The sequence below is a fragment of the Cylindrospermum sp. FACHB-282 genome (genome assembly GCF_014697195.1).
In the GTDB taxonomy this organism is placed as follows: Bacteria; Cyanobacteriota; Cyanobacteriia; order Cyanobacteriales; family Nostocaceae; genus Cylindrospermum.
On the sequence record NZ_JACJRJ010000014.1, the window covers coordinates 45,182 to 69,569 of the forward strand.

At 41.4% G+C, this 24,388-nt stretch carries 21 protein-coding genes; 9 read left to right on the forward strand and 12 right to left on the reverse strand.

The genetic code is table 11. The features are described 5' to 3' along the window. Positions 1-196 precede the first annotated feature (196 nt). Positions 197-904: a diacylglycerol/polyprenol kinase family protein gene (locus tag H6G32_RS09725; protein ID WP_190457545.1), complete on the reverse strand. Its 708-nt coding sequence runs from the start codon at positions 902-904 to the stop codon at positions 197-199. 55 nt (positions 905-959) lie between these two features. Between H6G32_RS09725 and yidD the strand changes: the two genes are divergently transcribed. Both yidD and H6G32_RS09735 read left to right on the forward strand, forming a co-directional pair. Next, on the forward strand, positions 960-1,205 hold the full coding sequence (gene yidD / locus H6G32_RS09730) for a membrane protein insertion efficiency factor YidD (RefSeq protein ID WP_190457547.1): 246 nt from the start codon (positions 960-962) through the stop codon (positions 1,203-1,205). A 120-nt stretch (positions 1,206-1,325) separates the two neighbouring features. After that, positions 1,326-2,021, forward strand: coding sequence for a M15 family metallopeptidase (locus tag H6G32_RS09735; RefSeq protein ID WP_190457548.1), 696 nt, complete (start codon positions 1,326-1,328; stop codon positions 2,019-2,021). A gap of 8 nt (positions 2,022-2,029) precedes the next feature. Here H6G32_RS09735 and H6G32_RS09740 read toward each other — a convergent pair whose 3' ends face one another. The 4 genes from H6G32_RS09740 to H6G32_RS09755 form a co-directional block, all read right to left on the reverse strand. Then, positions 2,030-2,503 (reverse strand): TspO/MBR family protein, encoded by a 474-nt coding sequence (locus H6G32_RS09740; RefSeq protein ID WP_190457550.1) that lies wholly within the window; start codon positions 2,501-2,503, stop codon positions 2,030-2,032. Positions 2,504-2,522: 19 nt separating this feature from the next. Then, complete coding sequence (era, locus tag H6G32_RS09745; protein ID WP_190457552.1) at positions 2,523-3,479, reverse strand: GTPase Era; 957 nt, start codon at positions 3,477-3,479, stop codon at positions 2,523-2,525. 254 nt (positions 3,480-3,733) lie between these two features. Continuing rightward, the gene (locus H6G32_RS09750) at positions 3,734-4,861 is read right to left on the reverse strand and encodes a succinylglutamate desuccinylase/aspartoacylase family protein (protein WP_190457555.1); all 1,128 of its coding nucleotides are present in this window, start codon (positions 4,859-4,861) and stop codon (positions 3,734-3,736) included. A gap of 115 nt (positions 4,862-4,976) precedes the next feature. After that, positions 4,977-5,615 carry a histidine phosphatase family protein gene (locus H6G32_RS09755; RefSeq protein ID WP_190457557.1) on the reverse strand — a complete coding sequence of 213 codons (639 nt, stop codon included), beginning with the start codon at positions 5,613-5,615 and terminating at the stop codon, positions 4,977-4,979. A gap of 1,015 nt (positions 5,616-6,630) precedes the next feature. Here H6G32_RS09755 and H6G32_RS09760 point away from each other — a divergent pair. After that, positions 6,631-7,431 (forward strand): PEP-CTERM sorting domain-containing protein, encoded by an 801-nt coding sequence (locus H6G32_RS09760; RefSeq protein WP_190457559.1) that lies wholly within the window; start codon positions 6,631-6,633, stop codon positions 7,429-7,431. 73 nt (positions 7,432-7,504) lie between these two features. Here the strand turns inward: H6G32_RS09760 and H6G32_RS09765 are convergent, their stop codons facing one another. Together H6G32_RS09765 and metH are read right to left on the reverse strand one after the other, a co-directional pair. Next, entirely contained in the window at positions 7,505-8,326 is an 822-nt protein-coding gene (locus H6G32_RS09765) for an alpha/beta hydrolase (RefSeq protein WP_190457561.1), read from the reverse strand. A 201-nt stretch (positions 8,327-8,527) separates the two neighbouring features. Next, positions 8,528-12,070 carry a methionine synthase gene (metH, locus tag H6G32_RS09770; protein ID WP_190457563.1) on the reverse strand — a complete coding sequence of 1,181 codons (3,543 nt, stop codon included), beginning with the start codon at positions 12,068-12,070 and terminating at the stop codon, positions 8,528-8,530. A 267-nt stretch (positions 12,071-12,337) separates the two neighbouring features. On the opposite strand from metH, the gene H6G32_RS09775 reads away from it, so the two are divergent. Both H6G32_RS09775 and H6G32_RS09780 read left to right on the forward strand, forming a co-directional pair. Continuing rightward, the gene (locus tag H6G32_RS09775) at positions 12,338-12,802 is read left to right on the forward strand and encodes a type II toxin-antitoxin system Phd/YefM family antitoxin (RefSeq protein ID WP_190457565.1); all 465 of its coding nucleotides are present in this window, start codon (positions 12,338-12,340) and stop codon (positions 12,800-12,802) included. A 178-nt stretch (positions 12,803-12,980) separates the two neighbouring features. Further along, the gene (locus H6G32_RS09780) at positions 12,981-13,862 is read left to right on the forward strand and encodes an N-acetylmuramoyl-L-alanine amidase (RefSeq protein WP_190457567.1); all 882 of its coding nucleotides are present in this window, start codon (positions 12,981-12,983) and stop codon (positions 13,860-13,862) included. 198 nt (positions 13,863-14,060) lie between these two features. On the opposite strand, the gene H6G32_RS09785 is transcribed toward H6G32_RS09780, so the two are convergent. From H6G32_RS09785 to ribBA, 3 genes are all read right to left on the reverse strand, one after another. Further along, positions 14,061-14,726: an RloB family protein gene (locus H6G32_RS09785; RefSeq protein ID WP_190457569.1), complete on the reverse strand. Its 666-nt coding sequence runs from the start codon at positions 14,724-14,726 to the stop codon at positions 14,061-14,063. A gap of 4 nt (positions 14,727-14,730) precedes the next feature. Further along, entirely contained in the window at positions 14,731-16,047 is a 1,317-nt protein-coding gene (locus H6G32_RS09790; RefSeq protein ID WP_190457571.1) for an AAA family ATPase, read from the reverse strand. Positions 16,048-16,518: 471 nt separating this feature from the next. Next, entirely contained in the window at positions 16,519-18,192 is a 1,674-nt protein-coding gene (gene ribBA / locus H6G32_RS09795; protein WP_190457573.1) for a bifunctional 3,4-dihydroxy-2-butanone-4-phosphate synthase/GTP cyclohydrolase II, read from the reverse strand. Between the two features lie 311 nt (positions 18,193-18,503). Here ribBA and argC point away from each other — a divergent pair, with 311 nt between their 5' ends. Then, positions 18,504-19,562, forward strand: coding sequence for an N-acetyl-gamma-glutamyl-phosphate reductase (gene argC, locus H6G32_RS09800; protein WP_190457575.1), 1,059 nt, complete (start codon positions 18,504-18,506; stop codon positions 19,560-19,562). A gap of 114 nt (positions 19,563-19,676) precedes the next feature. On the opposite strand, the gene eno is transcribed toward argC, so the two are convergent. Continuing rightward, positions 19,677-20,966 (reverse strand): phosphopyruvate hydratase, encoded by a 1,290-nt coding sequence (eno, locus tag H6G32_RS09805; RefSeq protein ID WP_190457577.1) that lies wholly within the window; start codon positions 20,964-20,966, stop codon positions 19,677-19,679. Positions 20,967-21,605: 639 nt separating this feature from the next. On the opposite strand from eno, the gene H6G32_RS09810 reads away from it, so the two are divergent. Next, a complete protein-coding gene (locus H6G32_RS09810; RefSeq protein ID WP_190457579.1) occupies positions 21,606-22,439 on the forward strand; it encodes a LolA family protein in 834 nt (277 codons plus the stop codon). Between the two features lie 368 nt (positions 22,440-22,807). After that, on the forward strand, positions 22,808-23,128 hold the full coding sequence (locus H6G32_RS09815) for a helix-turn-helix domain-containing transcriptional regulator (protein ID WP_190457581.1): 321 nt from the start codon (positions 22,808-22,810) through the stop codon (positions 23,126-23,128). 49 nt (positions 23,129-23,177) lie between these two features. Here the strand turns inward: H6G32_RS09815 and H6G32_RS09820 are convergent, their stop codons facing one another. Next, positions 23,178-23,627 carry a DUF29 domain-containing protein gene (locus tag H6G32_RS09820; protein WP_190457583.1) on the reverse strand — a complete coding sequence of 150 codons (450 nt, stop codon included), beginning with the start codon at positions 23,625-23,627 and terminating at the stop codon, positions 23,178-23,180. A gap of 150 nt (positions 23,628-23,777) precedes the next feature. On the opposite strand from H6G32_RS09820, the gene gloA reads away from it, so the two are divergent. Further along, complete coding sequence (gene gloA, locus H6G32_RS09825; protein ID WP_190457670.1) at positions 23,778-24,212, forward strand: lactoylglutathione lyase; 435 nt, start codon at positions 23,778-23,780, stop codon at positions 24,210-24,212. Positions 24,213-24,388: the final 176 nt, after the last annotated feature.

Genomic DNA, 24,388 nt, shown 5'->3' on the forward strand with positions numbered 1-24,388 from the left:
CTGTACTTATTTCCTATATAAATTGAGCAAGGAGTTAATTAAACTCTCTCTTCGGTAATAAATAGATCAGTCCTCTAGGATTCCTGTTTGATGAAAGAATAGCCATAACAATCAACCCCCTAGAGAAAGCGTCTCTAGGGGGTAATTTGGGAATTTAAATAGCAAATAAATCTCTTCTAAATGGCTGATATCTCAATCAGTTGCTTACCAGTAGCTGAGTTAACATAAAAGCTAATGCTGCACTACCCAAAGGAACTGTTAAATTGTCAATACCCAGAAACGAAAATGCTTCTAAAGCAGTAGCAAAAACTGCTACCAACAGTGATATTACCCAAGTTTGCCAAAGGTTTCCTTGTGTTTCCAGTAAAATCAAACTACTGACGAGATAGCTAACGAGGGTCATTGTGAGAGAACCTTCCCAACTTTTTTGTGACCCCAAAATTTTATACTTATGCTTGCCAAAGCGCTGCCCAATCAAGGCTGCTAGTCCGTCTCCCCAGGCCATAATCATAATGCCTAGGGCGGCGTACTGGGGTTGTTTTAAGTGCCAGAAGCAAGCAACTAAAATACCAATACTAACAGCGTAAAAAAATGTCCCTAAACTTTGGCGTCCGACGCTATTAATACCGGGGAGAATAGGCAAGAGGTAGGACAATAAGGTGATGGCACTCGCTACAATCGAAGCTGTAATCCCTATGCTGGCGGGGATATCTAGCCACCAAGCGATGAGAATTACATGACCGGTGCCAATATGAACTATTTTGCGGATGATTTCGGGTTCGCTATTGGTAAAGTGACTTACCGCCCAGGCGAGGAGGATAATGAACAAAACCCAAATTGCAGCAGGCGCAATTTGCAGCCATAAAGGGGGGATAGACTCTAAACCGGAAAATGTATTCAACAAAGATGTTTCAGAGAAATTTTGACCTTTGTTACCACTTTATTAGATTTGGGCGGTTATGAAAATATTATTGATTTGGCTGATTCAAGGCTACCGAATATTTATTTCGCCGCTGTTTCCCCCGACTTGTCGCTTTCAACCAACTTGTTCGATGTATGCTATACAAGCAATTGAACGCTTTGGGGTCTGGCGTGGTGGCTGGATGGCTACGCGGCGGATTTTGCGCTGTCATCCGTTTCATCCGGGGGGTTATGATCCGGTGCCGGAGAAGGCGGTAAAATCATCTTGTTGTGAAGATGAATAATTTTTGTTTCGCGCAAAGGCGCAAAGGCGCAAAGAAGAGTGGAAGGGTGGGGTTTAAAGGCATGATAACTGCTTTAACACTGGTGGGTTAGACTAATTATCTATTGTAATTTTCAAGAAAATGAGACCTTATCATCAAGTCCCGATTATTGAATGTGGTACACCATTGGTAGAGATTCCTTTAGAATTGTTTGCGGTGGAATCTCCTCATCCTTATGAAAAATTAGGTGCTAATTACGGGGAACATTCGCCTTATTATCTGCGCGAAAGTGTGGTTGAACGTTTGCTGGAAGCGCAAAATTATTTACAATTACTGCGTTCTGACTGGCGGATTCAAATCTTTGATGCTTATCGTCCGGTAGCTGTGCAGCAGTTTATGGTTGATTATAGTTTTGGGTTGGCGTTGCAGGAAAGAGGATTGATTGAGGCGGATTTGACAAACCAGCAACGTGAGGAGATTTGGCGGGTGGTTTATGAAATTTGGGCTGTACCGAGTTTGGATGCAAAAACTCCGCCTCCTCACAGTACGGGGGGGGCGGTGGATATAAATCTGGTAGATGATGGGGGGAATGTTGTAAATATGGGTTCGCCGATTGATGAAATGTCGGTGCGATCGCATCCCGATTATTATGCCAATAGTGATCAGCAGTATCATGCTAACCGTCAATTATTGCTGGATGTGATGTTAAAAGCTGGATTTGAACGCAATCCGAGAGAATGGTGGCATTTTTCCTTTGGTGATCAAATGTGGGCTTGGTTACATAATCAATCACATCCAGCTAATCCTGTGACAGCGAGTTATGGACGTCTGGCATAGGTGCGGTTCTAAGCCTCTTCAGGATTAAGTTTAATCATTACCCAAGTGGTATAAGTGCCAATGGGACTCCAAAGTAAATAAGGAACTAGTAATAATACTGCCCAAGGTGAAATAGATAAGACTGCAAGTGTAACTAAAACACAGATTAGGAAACCTGTACCACCCAGAATTGTCCCCACTTTCAGACTGCGCAGCCTGGACATTACAGGGGTGTAGGCAATGGTAAAAATTTCTAGAAGCAGGTATAAACCCATCATTAACCAGGTGGCGCTGTTTCCTGGGTTATGTTCCCAGACAATATAAGCTGACCAAGCACCGCAGATAAAGATGACAATCCAGATCAGTGGAATTGCTGCTTCAAAAGTTAGCCATCTGGGTCTTTGTAGGCGTTTAAACCATTGGCGATCGCTTGGCGTAGTCAAGTTAGCTGCTGAGGCCACTAAAAAAGCCACTGCTCCAATTACCATCCAAGATTTAATCATTAGGCCGACCTATACTAGTTTATTCTTCCACGCGATATCCCAATTCTGCTAAACTCATCCGTGATTGACGCCATTTTGGTTGAACTTTGACAAATAGTTCTAGGTAGACTTTACCAGCGATCAGCTTTTGAATTTGTTCGCGAGCTTCACTCCCAATTGCTTTGAGCATTGCTCCACCTTTACCAATGAGAATGCCTTTTTGGGAATCACGCTCGACGTTGATGGTAGCAAGTACACGGGTAATGCTGGGGGTTTCTTCTACTTTGTCTATGGCGATCGCCACTGAATGGGGTACTTCTTCTCGCGTCAACAGCAAAATTTGCTCGCGAATCAACTCGCCCATAATAAACCGTTCTGGCTGATCAGTTACCAAGTCTGGGGGGTAGTATAGGGGCCCGTGTTCTAAATGCTCAATTAATAACTCTTCCAGTTGGGGTAATTCTGCCCCAGTCTTAGCAGAAAATTTCACAGTTTGCCATTGATGAGCATCGGCTAACTGAGTGTAACTATCATCTATAAACTGGGAACCCGTAGGTTGAGAGTCAATTTTGTTGACACCCAAAATCACCGGCGTTGTGCTGTGATCGAGCAAATCAGCAACATAGCGATCGCCTGCACCACAAGCCACCGTTCCATCGACAACAAACAGCAAAACATCTACCGAGTCAATAGCAATCTTGGCATTTTTTACCAGCACTTCCCCTAATTGATGGTGGGGCTTATGAATTCCTGGGGTATCTACAAAAATTAGCTGTGCCGATGGTGTGGTTAAAATACCCCGTAACCGATTACGTGTGGTTTGAGCTACTGGTGATGTGATGGCAATTTTTTGCCCGACTAGTTGATTCATCAAAGTAGATTTACCGACATTGGGGCGACCAATAATGCCGATAAAACCAGATTTAAATTCAGGAGGAGCCTGGGGAATTGCGACTTCTCCTGAAAAAGAGAAGGTGTAATTATCAATACTAGTCACCTTGGCTCCACCCTTTTATGTTACAGCTTGGATAAATCAATTTTTTTCTTAGACACAAAACAGACATAAAATTCCTGTTATGAAGTCTATAACCAAGTATAGCGCTGTTAATGCCAATGGTACTTTGAATCTCACTCTTCCTGGACTCGGTATTCATTTGTGAGACTGAGACACTCTCTCAACAAATCCCCACCGATTACGCAGATAATTCGCCCAAATATTGGGGTTTTATTTGTGGTAAAATTAAGGCAACACTACTGAAACAGCCCGATGACAAACTCGCCTTGATTGACAGCCTGATTGGTGGAGACATCATAGACTAATCCATCTTGTTGAGCGCAGACATCAATCACAGTAGGTAATTGGCTTTCTTTATTAAAACTGAGAATTTGATACAGTCTTTCTCCTGTTTTTACGGTACTACCCAAGTCGATTCTAGATTGAATTAGACCACCTGCGATCGCATAATATTTTGTTCTTTGGCTGCTGGCTGCAAAAGACATTTTCTGATCGGTTGGCTCTACAGGAAAGCCAGAGATTTGCCACACACCTTTTTGCGCTAAATAGTTTTTTATCCCCCGCACACCTTTAGCGACTGAATTAGGGTTCATCTGCATTCCTGCACCCAGTTCCAGAGTCCAAGCTTCTAGATCAAATCTGATGTTTCTTCCCAGCTGTTGAAACCCAGATTCCAGCGCTAACCAAGGTTTCATAAAAGCTTCATCAAAAGCGTCCCCATCATATTTATCAAGTAATATTCCCAAATCCAGCAGGAAATATTTAGCACTATCTTCTCGATTTTGGAAGTAATAAAGGTAGTCTAATCCTTGATTTGTAGAACTGTGTAAGTCAATCAGGTAGTCGGCATCTAAACTGAGAGCTTGTAGTTGGTTGCTAAACTGGTCAGTGTATGGTATGCCAATGGGTAAATTAATTTTTTCTAAAATTTTGGCAAATTTCTCTTTAATCGTAGTTAGATAATTTTGTCGGACGACCCCTAGATCAAAATGAAGTTGAGATTTAGTAAAGGCTACTAAATCATCAGCTTCTTTTTCGTAGTCCCAAAAAATCCGATTCCAGTCTCTGGCTTCATAAACACAGTATCTACCAGGAGAAAAATGCTGAGAACGGGCATTTACACCCATAGGATTACAAACAGGAACTAACCAAATTTCTCCCTTTAAATCTGTATCATTTAGTGTCAATAAAAAATCGATCAGCTGGTGAATAACGGCATTTCCAGAAATTTCTGCGCCGTGTAAGTTAGATTGAATGTAAACTTTTTTACCAGGATTTGCCCCAATGAATTTATAAATTTGCAGGAAAAGGCGATCGCCTGAGGCCATTTGACGTAAAAAAATTGTTTCAATATGGGGAATCATAAAAAAGTGTGGAGTAAAAACGAACTCTTGTTTTAATAAGCTTCAATTTTATCCTGATTTTATTTCTGGGAAATCCCCTTCATAAAGGGAGCGGGGAAGGGTAAGAAAACATTCCTTAAGTCCCCGGTAAATTCCGCAAGCGCTGATCTAAATGAGTCCGATCTGCTAAAGCCTGCAACAGTGGCCCATGTGAGGTAAATTCTACAATACTTAACGAACCAACCGGACATCCCCAACGATAACGGAAACGTCCCACATCAATGCCTAATAAACTACAGAGAATAATTCTGATCGTTGCCTTATGGGCGACAATTAAAACATTACCACTGGTGTAAAGTTGCCTGATTTCTTCAATTACCTGCATGGAGCGAGAAGCAATTGTCACTGCCATTTCCCCACCAGTTGGCGCATTCCAAGCGGGATCGGCTGACCAACGAATATAATCATCGTGATATTCACGGTTGATCTCTTCTGGGCTTTTTCCCTCCCACTGGCCATAGTTAATTTCTTTTAAACCATCTCGCAGTTCTGGTGGCATCCCAATGGCTGCACACAGGGGTTTAGCTGTGGCTAAAGTCCGCTTCATGGGAGAGCAAAAAACCGCGTTCCAAGGGGTAGAACTGTATGCAACGGCAAAAGCCTTGGCCATCTCTAAGCCTTCGGGGGTAAGTTCTGAGTCTATCGCACCACAGTAGGCATTCTTGCGACTGAATTCTGTTTGTCCGTGACGGAGGAAATAAAGAGTTAGGCTCACAGTAAATTTTCACCAGTTTTCAAGGATATTCTCACTCAGCCAATGCTTGAGGGCGATCGCTAATACTGCCACTTCCACTGCTGGCAAGTTGTATTGCACAAAAATGGCATCTCTACTCAAAACTATCACAATGGCGATCGCTAGAACGAAACTGCTCTAAGAGGATGTTTGAAAAGTCTAATTTATTACTAGCCCTGGCGACTATAAGTCGCGCGCCACATGCTTCAAGTCGGCGGAGCCGCCCAACGCAGTGGCTTGGCTACACAGACAAAACCCACCTCCGTGGGTTAGAAAACCCTTGATTTTGCGTTAGTCCACGGAGGTGGACAATGCTAGTGTAGTAGCGAATTATATTCGCCTAATACTTTTCAAACAACCTCTAAAGACTAATCAGTGCTATGAGCCTGAGAATGAATTCTCAGGCAGTTGTTGGGATTGGTGCAAGATATCAGTTAAGTTTCATCCCATCCTTCAAAAAAAATCGCCTTTCCTTTTGCTTTTGTCGAATATTATCATAAGTATTACTTTGTAATGCAATTGTAGCGATGGTATATTACACAAGAAAAATTCAACTTGTAAAAATAGGCTATTTAGCAAAAAGATACATATCAATAACACGAGTTACAGGCATCTAATATATTAAATTTGTAACTAAAACCCAGTTTGAGCAACCTTCTCAGATTTTTAAACCTAAATTAAATAAATTCTGATTAACAGAAAATCTGGTAATTTTACTTATATTTTTCTTTTACTAACTAACTTTTATTTTTCTCCCATCACAAATAAAAAAATGACTTATCTAAATATAAGTGTACTTACGCAAAGGTACATAATTTTACTTAAAAAATTATAATTATTACGTATTTTTAATCAAAAAAAACAGTATTTTCATTAATTGAATACCCTGAGCAAGGCAAGTAACATTTTGAATTAACAGATGATTAAGATTCTTTAAACACAAGAAAATAATCAAGCTCAATATTTCCTCAAGGCGTTTCTTTATCCGATTAACCAAATGCAACTGCAATCTTCTTCAAATACCCTGGCTATTTTACTCAGCTTAATTGGAGTATTTTTTGCCATTACACCTGCCTCGGCTAATATAATACCGACAACAGGAACCCAAACTAACACAGGAATTCCTGGAACTGTAGGAACCATAGCTAATACGACTAATGCTGGTATAGTTACAAACGGCCTTACTTCCAATCTCCAAGGCACAACTAACACCACTATTGGCACATTAACAGGAAATGCAACTGCTCAACAAACAACAGCATCTAACCCAATTTCGTCCCAGCTACCAACCCTGAATAACGCTCTAAATTCTATCGAAAACACTGCTCAAGCTACAACCGAAACTGTAGTTACAAATGGCGTTACTTCTAGTCTCCAAGAGACAACTCAAACCAACATAGGCACCTTAGCAGGAGCTTCAACAGATTCTCAGACAACAGCGACAGTAGTCAACCCAACTGAAGCACAGCTACCATCCCTGAATAACCCTACAGAAATCATCCAAACAACTGGTCAAGGGATACTACTGGGAGTAGAAGCTAATCAGCAAGGCCTTCAGGCTAATGTAGGAGCTGACCTCACCGTGGGAGTCGGTAACTTAGCCAATATTAAAATCTGCTTAGATGGTAGCGCGTCCATAGGTAGCCCTGATGCAGGTAGTCTTGCCAATTGTTCGACATCAACTGAACCTCGAAAAGTTCCTGAACCAGGCATTATCGGCAGTCTAGCCTTACTGGGAGTTTACTTTATTTCCCGCAAAAGCCAACTCTCTTCCTTTAAAAATCATCAGACTATTTAGGGAATGTAAGATTTTAGATTGAGAAGAAATCTAAAATTGATTGACCTCTTTCTTACAAATATAGAGACGTTTCCTACAACGTCTCTATTATCTTCACAAACTCCTGCAAAATTTTCCCATATCTTTCTCCCGCTACCCAGATAAAATCATTATGTGTCGCTCCCTCCACCCACAAAGAAAGTTTTGGCGACTGTGCAGCAGCAAATAATTTTTCTCCGTGAGCAAAAGGGATAATTTCATCCGCCTTACCATGCATCACTAATACTGGACATTTCACTCTTTTGATTTTCTCCAGATTGCTAAACTTATCAAAAGGCAAAATCGGCAAAGGTACAATTACTCGAAATGCAGAAACAAAGGCACTTTCAATAATTAAACCTGCAACTGGTTTCCGTGCTGCCAAATCTACTGCCGAACCACCCCCAACAGAACGACCAAATACAATAATCTGCTGCGGTGGAATCTTTAAATTTTGGGTTAAATAATTGTAAGCAGAATCAATATCTTGATAAGCATGATTTTCTGTAGGCGTTCCCTCACTCGTACCATAGCCCCGATAATCATAGGCAAAGACACTAAAACCCAAATCGCGTATTTTTTGCAGAATTTCTTGGATATCTCCCAAATCTTCTGCATTGCCATGAGCATAAAGAATAGTGTATTTAGCTTCAGGATTTAACAAATGCACTGCGGAAATCGTTGTTTTTTCTGCACTTGTTAACTTGAGTATTTTCTTAGTATCTTCATAGCTAGAAGGTTGAGGCAGAAAAATCATACTATCTGCCCGAAAATAGACATAGGCAGCAAAAAATATATAGATAAAAGCTAGAGATGTTATCAATCGTTTCCAAGTAAAATCACCAATTAGCAGTTTTTTCAAACGCCGTTTATCCATAATAACCCGTTTCTATAAAAAGTCATATTTTAAGCTTGCCCAACTATTGCTAATAACTAACGCTAACTTATAGCTATGTAGTGCAGCGTAAATAATTAAAAGTTTGTAGTGAGGACTTTAGTCCTCAACATGAAGCTGGTTTAGACAAAAAAAGTTATTCCCCCTCCACGAAACAGCGGGGAGGGAGTCATGAGGGAAATTCTACGCGCTGAAGTACTTCGCTACTGGGTGATAAGCAATAATTGCCGTTGTAGACTGTTCTGGATAAAGTTGCTCACTTTCATCCATATATAGATTAATCCTGTCAGTCCCCAACAACTCTAATTGCTTGTATTGGTCTTGAATATTCGGACAAGCCGGATAGCCGAAACTATACCGTGAGCCAGAATAACGCTGTGCCAAAATATCCCGAATATTATCCGGTTCATCAGCACCAAAACCCAACTCCCGGCGGATTCTGGCGTGTGTCCACTCTGCCAAAGCCTCCGCCACCTGCACCGCCAAACCGTGAAAATACAGGTAATCAGTGTATTGATTGTTTGCAAACAGCTTTTGAGCAAATTCCGTGGCGATATCCCCCACAGTCACCGCTTGCATGGGGAAAACATCAATTACACCCGACTCCTTAGTTGCAAAGAAATCTGCAATGCACAACCGCCTTAAAGACCTCTGTCTCGGAAACTCAAACCTAGCTATTTCCTTGGCGTTCTTGGCGTCTTGGCGGTTCGTTTCATAAATCAACAAACTATTCCCCTCAGACTGACAAGGAAAATACCCATAAACCACCTGAGGATGTAACAGATTCTCCTCAATAATTCGCTGCTTCCAACTCTCCAAAACCGGATACACCTTTTCAGCCAAAAACTCCTGATATTCTTCCTTGGATTGCTCCTTTGGTTTGCGGAATTGCCACTGTCCAGCAATCAAAGCTTGCAAATCCAAATACCAGAATAATTCCTCAAGAGAGAAATCACTAGGCTGTAATAACTGCGTTCCCCAAAAAGGCGGAGTGGGACGGGCAATTTCTATCGCTACAGCTTCCGAACGACGGGTATCAACCTCTTTTATAACATCAAGATTTTCCCCTGTGGGGTGGGTATCTTGCCCGCCATTTTCGCCAAAACTCTGATGTCCATTTTCCGGCACTTCATCTAAAAATCCTAGCAAATCATCCCAATTACCACCAACCTTTGCGGGCATTAATTTATCCATGAAATGCAAATCAGAAAAAGCATCTTTGCCATAAACCACCTTACCTTTATAGGCATTTTGGCAATCTTGATGCACAAATTTAGGAGTCAGAGCCGCACCACCTAAAATTACGGGAACAGTAATTCCCTTTTCGTTAAATGCCTCCAAATTTTCTTTCATAAAAGCGGTGGATTTCACCAGTAAACCACTCATAGCAATACAATCAGCCTTGTGCTGTTCGTAAGCTTGAATGATGTTTTCCACCGATTGCTTAATTCCCAGGTTAATCACCTTGTAACCGTTGTTAGATAAGATGATATCAACCAAGTTTTTACCAATGTCGTGAACATCACCTTTAACGGTGGCGATGATAAAGGTTCCTTTGGCATTGTTGCCAGATTCTGACTTTTCCATGAAAGGTTCTAAATAAGCAACTGCTGCTTTCATGGTTTCCGCAGATTGTAAAACGAAAGGTAGTTGCATTTGTCCAGAACCGAACAACTCACCAACAACTTTCATCCCATCCAGCAAAAAGGTATTGATAATCTCTAAGGGGGGATATTGTTCTAAGGCTTTTGTCAGTTGTGCTTCTAAACCGATGCGTTCACCATCGATAATATGACGCTTCAGGCGTTCTTCGACGGGTAAACTGGCATCAAGGGAGCGATCGCGTTTTGTCGTCACCCCAGCAAAAACCGTGGTAAGCTCTCCTAAGGGGTCGTATACGCAGACATCACCCTCAAACTGACGCTGATCATAAATCAACTGCCGACAAATCTCTTGATGGCGATCGCTAATCTTAGACAGTGGTAAAATCTTGCTAGCGCTAACAATTGCCGCATCCATTCCCGCTGTCATCGCTTCGTGCAAAAATACAGAATTAAGGACGATGCGCGAAGCTGGGTTTAAACCAAAGGATATATTAGACACACCCAAAATCACATGACATCCCGGCAACTCTTGGCGAATGCGGCGGATAGCTGTAATTGTAGCTTTAGCGTTTTCCCGGTCTTCTTCAATCCCCGTAGAAATAGGTAAAGCTAGAGTATCAAAGAATATTTCTGTGGGCGCAATCCCATATTCGACAACTTGACGATAGGCGCGTTGGGCAATTTGAAATTTCTTCTCTGCCGTCCGCGCCATGCCATCTTCATCAATTGTACCAATAACCACACCCGCACCGTAGGTTTTCGCCAACTCCAACACCTTTAGAAAACGCGGTTCCCCGTCTTCATAATTGGTAGAATTCAGCAAACACTTACCACCAGCGACCTTTAAACCCGCCTCCATCTTTTCCCATTCTGTGGAATCCAGCATCAGAGGCAGAGTCACATTATTGACAATGCGGGAAACCAACTCGTGCATATCACGCACACCATCACGTCCCACATAATCGACGTTAACATCGAGGATGTGTGCGCCTTCCTTCACTTGTTCCCGCGCCATCGACACCAGTCCATTCCAATCTTCCCCATTCAGCAAATCGCGGCATTTTTTAGAACCACTGGCGTTAAGACGTTCGCCCACAATCAAAAAGGAGTTATCTTGGTCATAGGGTTGAGTAGAATAAATTGACGCTGCTGCCGGTTCTAAACTCGGCTGTCTCACCTTTGGCTTTAGGTTTTTAGCAATTTCCGCCAATTGTTGAATGTGTTCTGGACGCGTCCCACAGCAACCCCCAATCACTTGGACACCCAAATCTTCAACAAAATGCATCAACGACATCCGTAACTCCATCGGTGTTAGGCGGTAGTGTGCTTGACCACCGACGTTTTCCGGTAAACCCGCATTGGGAACACAGGAAACCGTAAAAGGCGAATGTTCTGACAGATATTTGATATGTGGTTTCATCAAATCTGGGCCAGTGGCACAATTCAGACCGAGGATATCAATGGGGAAAGGTGCCAAAATTGTCAGGACAGCGCTGATTTCTGTTCCTACCAGCATTGTCCCCATACTTTCCATTGTCACAGAAACCATTAACGGACGTCTTTCTCCCTTCCGAGCAAAAACTTCCTCAATTCCATTTAGCGCCGCTTTGATTTGCAGCACATCTTGGCAAGTTTCCACCAAAAATATATCGACACCGCCATCCCACAGCGCTTCTGCTTGTTCGGCAAAAGATGCTTTTAGAGTGTCAAAGTCAATATGTCCCAAGGTAGGGAGTTTAGTTGTTGGGCCAATGGAACCCGCCACAAACCGGGGTTTTTCGGGAGTGGAAAATTCAGCGGCGACACTCTTAGCCAGTTCTACAGCTTTCTTATTTAGATAATAAACCTGATCTGCCAAGTCATATTCTGCCAAGACAATGGACGTAGCGCCAAAGGTATCCGTTTCAATCACATCAGCACCGGCGGCGAGAAAGTCACGGTGAACCTTGGCGACAGCTTCCGGCTTGGTGTGGATTAGGTATTCGTTACAACCTTCATACTGCGGGCCTCCGAAGTCGTCAGCAGTCAGATTTTGGGTTTGCAGGTTGGTTCCCATTGCACCGTCAAAGACGATAACAGGACGTTCTGGACTATTTAGGCGTTCAAGAAAAGGATGAGTCATATTTTCTGCAAGAAAATTGAATTAGTCTTGTTATATACTGCTTCTCATTTGGATGAAATACACTCAGACCTCTGTCCTGTTTATGTAGAGATGTTGCATGCAACCTCTGTACATTCATTTTTCCTCTAACCCTCTTCGGTTCGGGGGTTTGGTCACGCAGTGTACTTGATTCCATCGAGAACCGCTATATTCGACTTAATTCATTATTTTCCAAAATATCGATATTTTGGACAGAATTTTCAGAAATTGGGTATGTGGGAAGATGATATGAATGAAAATGAAGGGTTTATCCGCTTAATGAATGAGGAAGTAAGGGGTAACTTGCTGGAAATCCTCAGTGGTGTGATGTTGGAGGGAAAGCGCTTTGTCTTGGTCAAAGGTGAGGAAGAAGTTGCAGCTATCATCCCCATCAGGGAGTTTGAACGACTAGAGTACTTGAAGGAAGAAATCAAACCTTCACCATTTTTACCCAGTGAATATGAATATTATGAGGATGAGAAGGGAATTCATTGCATTCGCCTCAATGAATTTAAAGCTGAGTTTGAGGAAATACTTTTAGAGGTAATGCTTAATGGTGAAGTCTTTGGTTTAATTCCCCCCAAGGATTTAGCCAAGGGAGAATTTGATACTTTTTCACCTGCGGCTATTGTAATGAGTATCAATAATTTTTGGTTACCAGATTACTGGATTAGTGAAAAAAATAGATTGTCATTTTCGTTACACTCCCAATGATATCTTCATATTTAATCTGCCTATCTCGTTAACAATGGTCTTGATAGTATTAAAATAAGTCTATGGATAGAGGAAGAGGTTGAAAGAATCATCTAGCATTTTTCAGTATCCTAGGATACTAGCTTTTAATATAGTCAACATATTAATATTAGTTTCAGCAATTTTATAAGTATAAAAAATGAGATTTAAAGATTGGGCAAGCAGAGTAATGCTAATTTTTCTAATGTTTGCTGCTTTGATTTTGGCGCTGTTTATCGGAAAAGGTACACAACTAAAAAATCAGACAGCAACATTAAACCCAGATGATACAGTCTGGAATCAATATCCTACTGTACAATTTCAATCGGCGACAGCTTCAGGAGATAAGTCTCAAAGTTTGCCTAAATCCCCAGTGAAAACCAATAAGATTGTTACCAGATATACAACTACTCAAGCTTTTGCTAGATACAGACCTAGTGTTACAGCTGCTGCGGTTGATCCTAGCAATTATGGTGAACGCTATGCTCAAGATGTTAATGGCTTATCGGTGAATAATCAAGCGATTATCGTCATTCATGAAACTAGTAATTCTGTTTCTAGTGCGATTAATTTTTTTCAAACTCCCCATAGTGATGAAAATGTCCAAGCCAGTTATCATGCTATGATTAAGCAAGATGGCACGGTGATTTATTTAGTCCCGCCTTCTAAGCGGGCTTTTGGTGCAGCTAATTCCATCTTTTACGGGGTTAATGGTGCAGAAACTGTGCAAACTAATCCTAATTTGCCACCATCTGTAAATAATTTTGCTTATCATGTTTCTTTGGAAACTCCACCCGATGCTTGGGGAAATAGCAAAATCTCAACCCATAGCGGTTATAGTGAAGCTCAATATAATTCTTTAGCTTGGTTAATTGCTCAAAGTCAAGTTCCCGATGAGCGCATTACTACGCACCGACTTGTAGACCGTTCAGGAAGGAAAGTTGACCCGGTAAGTTTTGATTTTAACAGGTTCTTTAATTCACTTCGTGCTTTTCGGCAGCTAAAACCAATTAATACGGCTAATAGGGTAAAAAAGCCCTAACGACTAGAAGTCGGGCGCCACATGCTTCAAGTCGGCGGAGCCGCCCAACGCAGTGGCTTGGCTACACGAACGAAGTCCGCCTTCGCGGACTAAATACATAAACATAATTAGCTACACGAACCAAGTCTGCGCAAGCGGACTAAATACATAGAAATAATTGTAGGTTTTAAAGCAGTGAAATAGCCTTAACATCGATACTCATTCAAAGTTTTTTTGTTTTTGTAGTTCTTTAACTAAAAGATGTACTTTTGTTGATGGGTTTGTACATCCATCTTCATTGGGATGCTTTTTTGCTAATCGTAAAGCATTAATCAGCGCTTCCTCTAGTTTTGGTTTAAGTTTCGCGTAGAGTTCTACGTCACTTTTGTCATAGCTTTCTCCTGTTTTTAGAATACCTGCCTTTCTCAGTTCCGTTTCTAGCTTTGGGGATAATTCTTTGTAATGAGTAAATGGACTAGTAGTGTAACAATAATGAAGTAAAAACCAAAATTCAAAACATGGTATAGATGTTATGGATTTAAAATTATATTCGGTTGCTGTGTTAAGTGCTTCTTTGTATTTTTCTGGTTTATTATCATCATCAAATATACAAAATACTTCATCATATTGTGGTTCACCTCCTCTTTTACTTTCCTGTAGTTTTGCTTGGAATAATTTATAAGCTGTATTTACAATAACCAGAGGATCACCACCAGCAGCGGAAACTACTTTTATTTTAATTGTTGTCAGTTTAAGTTCGCGTATTAGAGAATTAAAATAGTTGTATTCTGTTTCTTGTCCTTCAACTACAATTAAAAGGTAACTTCTTGATTCTTGATTTCCTGAATGTCGTCTTAAATTATTGGTAGATTTTCCCCGTGGCATATTTTTAGATACTTAACCCATTAATAAAAGGTATAGCACCATATCGACCGAGTAAATATCCTTTTTGTAATGATTCATCTTCGCGGGGTCGAAAACCAAGTAAAGAATATAGTTTAGTCATACTTTTATCTTTTTCAGTAAACCACACTTGATCTTTCCGAAATATTTCCTCATCTAAAAGCGTTGTATCATGTGTTGTAAATATTAATTGAGCATTATTTTTATTAATTTCTGGATCATTAAACATTTTCACTAATTCTATGGAAAGCACCGGATGTAGACTCGTATCTATTTCATCCACTAGTATTACTTCTCCATTCTGCAATGCATATAACCAATATGCTGCAATTTCAAATAAGCGTTTTGTACCAGTAGATTCATCGGCTATATCAAATTCTATTTCTTCTTCGGAATCATTCATTTTATGAATAGTTATAATGTCAAATTCTTCAAGAGTATCAATGGTTTCTTCAGCCATATATTGGAAGTCAGCTTTCTGGCTAATAAATTGGAGTGAAAAAGTATCCATTTTACTTAATTCTTCAGATGTCAATCCAGGGTCAATCTGAATCTTTATATCTGAAATGCCAATATCTGCTTCAGCAATTAACTTAGCAACTTTCTCTTTAAAAGAACTATTTTTATTCAAAAGGCTAAGGGGAAAACCTATGTCGGTATACCTATGTCCAAGAATATTCATTTTATCTCTAAAATATTCAAATATTTCTCGTAGTTGAGGATGGTTATTCTGTGCAGCATGAGACAAAAATAAAGAATTAGAACGCACAAATTTTCTAATAATTTTTTTCTCTCCCTTCAGCCCTCTGCCAAAAGTCCATTCATAACCTTCATCTGCTTGTAGTTCTGGATTGTCTGGAAGATATTTACGAGAAAGCCAGTTTTGTTGGCGTTCATTTGGATAGGCAATTAACCATTCTTCATAAATTCTTTCTTGATTTAAAGAAATTCCATACTCATAGCGCATACCTTTGTGAATAAAAATTACTTCAAATATACTAGGTTGTTTAGCAGATTCACTGTTTAGTATAAATGGTTCAATAGGTAATGGATGACCAAGTTGCATTCTAGTAGCTGAGTTGATTACAAGATATCTTAGGGTATCTATAGCCCGGAGTAAATTGCTTTTACCGGAAGCGTTAGGACCATAAATTACAGCACTTTTAACTAAGCGCAAATCATCATTATTCGGCGTAGGAAAAGTGTTACTATCTAGTATGGTTTCATCATCAGATGCCACCATACTCAATGTTTGCTTTTCTTGTATTGAACGATAATTTTCTACGCTGAATTCGATAAGCATGACTTTAATTTTAATTATTTATTTGCATATAACCCATGAATTGTTATAATAATAAAAATTATACAACTTGATGGGTTAAGTAGCTAGTTTAGCAAGTTAGCCTAATACTTAAACTGTACTTATGGGCTGATTTAAGCATACAGGTATGATCAATAAATAGCTCTAAAAACTATAGCAGTTCTTGTTTAGATGCAATACGGGTTAGGGGCACAGCATTGCTCATGTGTGTCAACTTAAGCTCAAATCCTTACAATAACTCGTTCCCATACTCTGTATGGGAATGCTATCACAGAGGCTCTGCCTCTGCTGTCATTGAAGGCAGAGCCTTCTAAAATTCATTCCCATACTCTGTATGGGAACGAGAAGGAGAAGGGTGAAACCTACTTTTTACAAGGCTTTTACGTTAAGTTGACACCAATGAGCATTGCTGTGCCCCTAGGAATAGATGGAAATTCAGGAAATGCTTTTTGGCTATTGGCTAAAGCTGTAAATTTGCTGTGTCTCTAGGCGATCGCATATTGAAGAAGGTACAGTCTTAGGGGCGAATATCTCTCGGTCTAGCTGCACTTGCAAGTTACTCAGGGGATCGCTACCGGGAGAGATGAGAAACTCTACCTTCTGGATGTATGGCAACGTTACCAGATCATCTAGAATTTGGAATATTGCTTGCAGGTAAGGGTGTCCAGTCTGCTGAAACCAATCAGAGTCAGCAACTTTGGCTTGGTCAAAACCTAGATGCACAGTTAATGATGGTTTGTCAAAAAGTGCGATCGCTAATGGACGCGCTTCTTCCTGTAACAATAAATCATTAACTTTCGCTAAATGCCGCAGCTTCTCTAAACGTTCATAGCGTTGTGTCACTAATTGCGGGTCATCTTGCCAATGAATCGCCACTGTCACCAGATAAGTTTGTAACAGCATGTGGCCGAGCTTTTGAGCTTTCGTCGCTAGGTAATAGGAATTGTAGTCAGTGGCCTCAATCAACAGCGGCACACGATCAACCACTTCCAACCCATAGCCCTTAACACCGGCAATTTTTCGGGGGTTATTCGTAATTAGGCGGATTTTTTTAATCCCCAAATCCATCAGCATTTGCGCCCCCATCCCATAGTCTCGCAGGTCAGCGGGAAAACCTAAACGCTCATTCGCCTCTACTGTATCTAGCCCCATATCCTGTAATGAGTAGGCTTTTAGCTTATTAATCAAGCCAATTCCTCGCCCTTCTTGCCGCAGATAAACCACGACACCTTGACCAGCAGATTCAATCATTTTCAATGCTGCTTGTAGCTGCATCCGACAGTCACAGCGCAAAGAACCCAAAGCATCACCAGTTAAGCATTCTGAGTGCATCCGCACCATTACCGCCTCATCTTGGAAGGTTGCAGGGTCGCCCTTAACAACGGCTACGTGTTCGTGATTATCCAAGGTGTGGCGATAACCGTAAATGCGGAAATGACCAAATTGGGTGGGTAGTTCGGTAACAGTTTCGCGAATCACTAGGCGATCATGTTGTAGACGGTAACTAATTAAATCCGCAATGCTAATAATTTTCAGTTTATGAGTTTTGGCATATTCGATTAACTGGTTTAACCGCGCCATTGAACCATCGGCGTTTTGAATTTCACAAATTACCCCAGCTGGGTATAGCCCAGCGAGTCGGGATAAGTCAACAGCCGCTTCCGTATGCCCTGCCCGTTTAAGTACACCACCCTCTTTCGCTCGAATGGGAAAAATGTGACCAGGACGACGTAAATCTTCAGGTTTTGCCCCTGGGTTGAGAGCTATTTGGATAGTGCGGGCGCGGTCTTCTGCGGAAATGCCAGTACTTACACCCAAATGCGGACCAGCGTCAATACTGACAGTAAAAGCTGTTTGATTAGTATCAGTTATATTACTCACCATCAATGGTAAGTTCAAGTCATCCAGGCGATCGCCAGTCATCGCCAGACAAATTAGTCCTCTAGCTTCCACCGCCATGAAATTGATCATGTCAGGGGTAGCAAATTGGGCGGCGCAAATCAAGTCGCCTTCATTTTCTCTATTTTCGTCATCTACCACTACGATGACGCGACCAGATTTCAGATCTGCCAAGGCGGCATCAATCGAATCAAATTTAAAGTTTAGGGTAGTCTTAGGCTCTGACACAGACGATTTCCAGCTACCTAGGTAAATTTTTTTAACAAATTCTTATTCTAAATTGTAGCTCGTTTATTCAGCAGAGAAGTAGATTCCTTAACATGGATGCAAAGTGACTGAGGATTTAGGATTGACAATTGAGGAATGGATGATTTTTTGGCTCATCTAAAAACCCCAATCTAAAATTAGACTGGGGAGGAGCTTTCCCCATACTCAATACCCAGTACCCAATCCCCTTTTATGTGCGCTTGGCGTCTAGTCGCTGATATGTTGATATCTGAGAACCAAATTAACCATTTATCGGATAAGGATTTCATATTATGGGCAATTTTAGACGTATACCCGTTGGAATTGTCGGCGCGTCAGGCTATGGCGGAGTGCAACTAGTCCGACTCCTAATGGATCATCCAGAACTTGAACTGGTTTATTTAGGTGGTGAGAGTAGTGCGGGAAAGTCCTTTGGGGATCTTTACCCCCATTTGGGGCATATAGTTAACCTACCAATTGAGGCAGTAGAACCAGAAATAATTGCTCATCGGTGTGAAGTAGTGTTTCTCTCTCTACCAAATGGTTTGGCTTGCCAAATCGCCCCCCAACTGCTGGAAAAAGGATGTCTAGTACTGGATCTGAGTGCTGACTATCGGTTCAGTGATTTGGCAACTTATACAACTTGGTATGGTAAAGACAGAGGCGATCGCACAACTGCGGCCACAGCAGTTTATGGATTACCAGAACTTTATCGCGATCGCATCGCTGACGCCCAACTCATTGGCTGTCCTGGTTGCTATCCCACCGCCAGTCTGCTAGCACTTTCGCCACTTTTGAAGCAAGGCTTAATTGTGCCAGAAACAGCCATAATCGATGCCAAGTCTGGCACATCTGGCGGTGGACGACAAGCTAAAGTTAACTTATTGCTAGCCGAAGCAGATAACTCACTAGGGGCTTATGGTGTAGCCCGTCACCGCCATACCCCAGAAATCGAGCAGATTTGCAGTGAATTAGCCGGACACGAAGTCACCATCCAATTTACACCCCACCTCATCCCCATGGTGCGCGGGATTTTAGCAACCGTATACGCCACACTGCGAGATCCTGGTCTAGTGCGAGATGACTTAATCACCATTTTCTCCGCCTTTTACCGCAACTGTCCTTGGGTGAGAATCTGTAATAGCGGTGTTTACCCCCAAACCAAATGGGCAAACGGCAGCAATATGACCTATATCGGTGTAGAAGTTGACCCGCGCACTGGCCGCGTAATTGTCATGTCAGCCATTGACAACTTAATTAAAGGCCAGGCGGGTCAAGCAATTCAGTGTCTAAACATCATGATGGGCTGGGATGAAACCCTTGGATTACCCAAGTTAGGTTTTTATCCCTAATTGGGGTAATAGGTAATAGGTAATGGGTAATGGGTAATAGGTGATGGGTAATAGCTTTTTCATACCAATTACCAATTACCAATTACCAATTACCCATTACCCATTACCAATTACCTACTTCGGCCCCAAACCGACAGTACCAGCATAAACGGCGCGATCGCCTAATTCATCCTCAATCCGCAGCAAGCGATTGTATTTTGCTACCCGTTCACTGCGACACAGAGAACCAGTTTTGATTTGACCGGCACGGGTAGCCACAGCTAAATCAGCAATAGTCGTATCTTCAGTTTCCCCAGAACGATGGCTAATCACCGACCGGAAACCATTGCGATTCGCCAAGTCAATCGTTTCTAAAGTTTCCGTCAGGGAACCAATTTGATTCAGCTTAATCAAAATAGAGTTACCCGCTTTTTGCTCAATCCCTTTTTGTAAACGGGTGGCGTTGGTGACAAACAAATCATCCCCAACCAACTGCACCCGTGAACCTAACTTTTGGGTCAGCAATTGCCAACTTTGCCAATCTTCCTCATGCAAACCATCCTCAATGGACACAATTGGATATTCGTCAACCAATTGACCTAAATAATCAACAAATTCACCAGGAGTATGGGGTTTACCATCATAGACATACTGCCCATTCTTGTAAAACTCACTAGCAGCCACATCCAAGGCCAAAGCCACTTGTTCACCTGGCTTATATCCAGCCTTCTTAATCGCAGCCACCAACAATTCCAACGCCACCTGATTAGATTCTAGGTTAGGAGCAAAACCGCCTTCATCCCCTACACCAGTTAGTAAACCCTTCTCATCCAAAACTTGGCTGAGGGTAGCAAATACTTCCGCACCCCAGCGCAAAGCTTCCTTGAAGGAAGGAGCACCAATAGGCACAATCATAAACTCTTGAAAATCAACGTTGTTGGACGCGTGGGCCCCACCGTTAATTACATTCATCAAGGGTACCGGCAACAAATTTGCCAAAGGCCCGCCCAAATAGCGATATAGGGGAATATCTAAAGATTGGGCGCCGGCTTTGGCTGCTGCTAGGGAAACTGCCAAAATCGCATTCGCGCCCAAATTGGATTTGTTAGCCGAACCATCCACAGCAATCATTGTCCGGTCTAGCAGTTCTTGGTTGAGAACATCCAAATTTAACAATTTTGGTGCAAGTGCTTCTTTGATATTTTGCACCGCCTTGAGTACCCCTTTACCCCCATAACGGCTTTTGTCGCCATCCCGCAATTCGTGGGCTTCAAAAGTGCCAGTAGATGCACCGCTAGGAACCTGGGCTAGTCCCACAACCCCATTTACCAAATGCACTTCGGCTTCAACAGTTGGTCTACCCCGCGAGTCCAAGATTTCGCGGGCGACAATTGCCTCAATGGCGGTATCTAGAAATTTAGTCATCGGTGCTCTATCCTTTATTTGAGTGTGTTTTTGCAGTAGAACGCATACAGTTCAGTAGTCTAACCCAATGGCTAGCTTATGCTGTTAAGTGACTTTATCGCCTGAGATTAAAGAAGATTTCCAGAGATTGAGTTAACTGATGGGAGATCGTCGATTTTGGCTTCACCTTGCTGCCACTTCTTGACTATTCCCACTATCTACACTCTCATCAGCTAGAATGATTGCCAATACTGAGTTTTCTTATTTTTAACTGGGAAAATCGATCATCTAAATAAATTGAATATCTAAATTAACGTCAAATTTAATGTAGGACTAAAGCTGCGTGTCACACTCAATATAAGATTGTAGGGTGGGTCAGATGCCGAAAATCTGTTGATTGTTACTGAGTTATCGAATCTGAGGCACCCTACAAAGCCATGCCAGTTGCGTAAGTCCTGTAATAATGAGTAATTCAGCAATTGTGGATTTTAAAGTAAAAAAATTCACAAAAAATACTTATATTTTTGCGTAAGATTCGTAATAAGCTGTGTATGTATTTGGGCATGACATGACGAATGTCGTCCGTATTATCCTGGATACTTGCTGCCATGAGCGCGAGATCGAGGGTTTGAGTTGTGAATTTTATATTGCTAATTACCCATGAAACCTACACTTACAGCGATGATCGCATTTTTTAGCGTCATTGCTATGCTGGCAGGTAAAGTTAATGCTATGCCCCCTGCTAGCTCCCTACAGATAACAGCAAGCAAGACGACAAACATCAGTCAGGCTACGGAAAAACTGGATTTAGAACTGCTAGCTAAAACGATTAGCGGCTTTTTGCAGAGCGATCGCTATCTGACTCAATCTGAATCCTTGATGATCGCCAGTACAAAGGGCATTTATTTCGAGGTTAAGATCCAAACTAAAACTCTCGCCCAATCAGGTAAAAAGTTTCGCTCCGAGATTACCTTTACCCAACCAGGCGAAAAAGCAAAACTTTACATGGCCATTGGCGATGGTAAACAAGTTTGGATTTACAGACCCGAATTGCAACAGTACGCCATAACTTCCTATGCAGCTTTCGATGAATTATTTTTCATTGGTCTCTCCTCCTTAGCTTTTCTAGAAGTTCCTGAAAATACTAGAAAATTAATTGCTCAAAGCGATTCATCAAGGGAAATTGTTCAAGAATTTGGTTTGACTAACGATTCAGGACTAAAAGAAGAAAAACGCACAGTTGATGGCGAGGAGTTCTCTGTCTACAATTACACTGATGCCAGAGATGGATTTAGCTTCAGTGGCTTTGTCCAACCAGCAACTGCAACTCTTAAGCAGTTACAAATGGGCGGTAATAGCGATGGGTTGGATATTAAAATTACCGAAAAAATTCTTCAGAGAACTGCAAATCCAACTATCGACGCCCAGACTTTCACATTTTCTCCCCCACCAGGTGCAAAAAAAGTAAGGTCTCTTTCGATTAGCCCCTTTTGAAACTAATAGTGAGACCCAACAAATGCTTGAATATGTTGGGTTTTGTTCCTCAAACGCCACTTGCTTTAAGTCGGGAAACCCGCCCTATGGTTGATTTCACTCGGCACTTGTACAGGTTTATGGTTATATGGGCAAGATAAATAACGCAAGGCTAGAAATCCACTCAAAGGCATTTTAGAGATTTCTAATTAAAAAACTTTTCAATTGTAGGGTGTGTTGTTGCGTAGCGCAACGCACCGTCATTCTCTGGAGAGGAAGAGTGATTTTCAAGTAAATTAATTTATGAAGCGTTAATAACTAAAGAGTGGAAGTACAACCAAGGGAAATACAAAACTACATTTTAACAGCTAAAGAATATTGGAGAGATTTTGAAAGAACTGAAAAGACCAACAAGTAGAAGTTACCATGATTATCTAATTTCATCGCTTAAAGATCCGGAACACGCTACTGCTTATCTAGAAAGTTTTTTAGAATTGGATGAAGAAGGACGTGAACCTGAACTACTGCGTTCAGCGTTGAAAGATATTATTGACGCACGTTTGTTGTTAAATAATCTCTCAGAAGCAGCGAAACAACACTATGAATGGCTGGATAAATTGTTATCACAAAATGCTGTAAATGAAATTTACACTCTAATTGAGTTTTTGGATGCGCTGGGATATCGCATTGCTTTAGTACCAAAAGATTAACAGTATGTGCATTAACACATTAGAAAATTAACTAATAAAAATTCCGGTGCTATTTTTCCCAAAACTTATTAGTTAACAAAGCATCTACATCGATAGGAAATGGGAAAATATCAGAAAAATAGACATCTGGATAACTATCTCTGACATTTTCTAATGCCATTTCATAGCTTTTAGAGAGAATTTCTAAAACGAAGCTTTTCAAACTTGGTGAATCTTCTAACTCAATTTGTAACCGCTGCCGAAAATTTCTAATTTCAATTTCCCAACCTCGATAACAGTCGGACATTGGTACATAACATCGCTTTAACAAATGTTCCAATAAACGCACCAAAAAACTCCGCACTGCCTTACGCTGACTTTTGCCCAAAGATTCTACCTCTTCAATCAAATTCTCCCAATCTAAATTCTCATTGTCTCGTGCTTTTAACTTACTGACGGTATCCGCAACCCACAGAGAAAAATCTTCTTCGTAGAGAGTTGTTACTGATGTTTGACTCATGAGGTTTATCTCCTAATTTATTTTAATTCTATCTAAACCACCCCAAAACCCGCCCCCTGGGAAACTTTACACCTGACAAAATCCTTGTCTGAAGCGGTTTCTGTAGAAATTGCCGATAAAATAGAAGTAAGAATTAAACACTGGGTGATTATGCGATTACTACACACCATGCTGCGGGTAGGCAACCTGCAAGAGTCCTTGAAATTTTACTGTGAACTCCTGGGGATGAAATTGCTCCGACAAAAAGATTATCCAGGGGGAGAATTTACCCTGGCTTTTGTCGGCTATGGAGAAGAAAGCGAGCAGGCAGTGATCGAACTAACCTACAATTGGGGGGTGTCCAAGTACGAATTGGGTAATGCTTACGGTCATATTGCCCTTGGGGTCGATGATATTTACGCCACCTGTGAGGAAATTAAAAATCGTGGCGGTAAAGTTGTCCGAGAACCAGGGCCAATGAAACACGGTTCGACGGTAATTGCTTTTGTCGAAGATCCAGATGGGTATAAAATTGAACTGATTCAACTGGGGAGTCACAGTTCTGCTGTCAAACAGGAATCTCCAGAGCAGCTGGTAAGTCAGTAATTTTCAGGAAAAATCTCAGCGAGTAGATGAAGTGTAAAGCCCTAATGACATCATTGGGCAAAACACCCTCAAAACCGAGTTTTCATTTTTAATATAGCTAAGGACTGGAAATACCACCAATTACCAATCCAAAATTGCCACCGGAGATATCAGCAGAAGTATGAAGTATGAAGGAT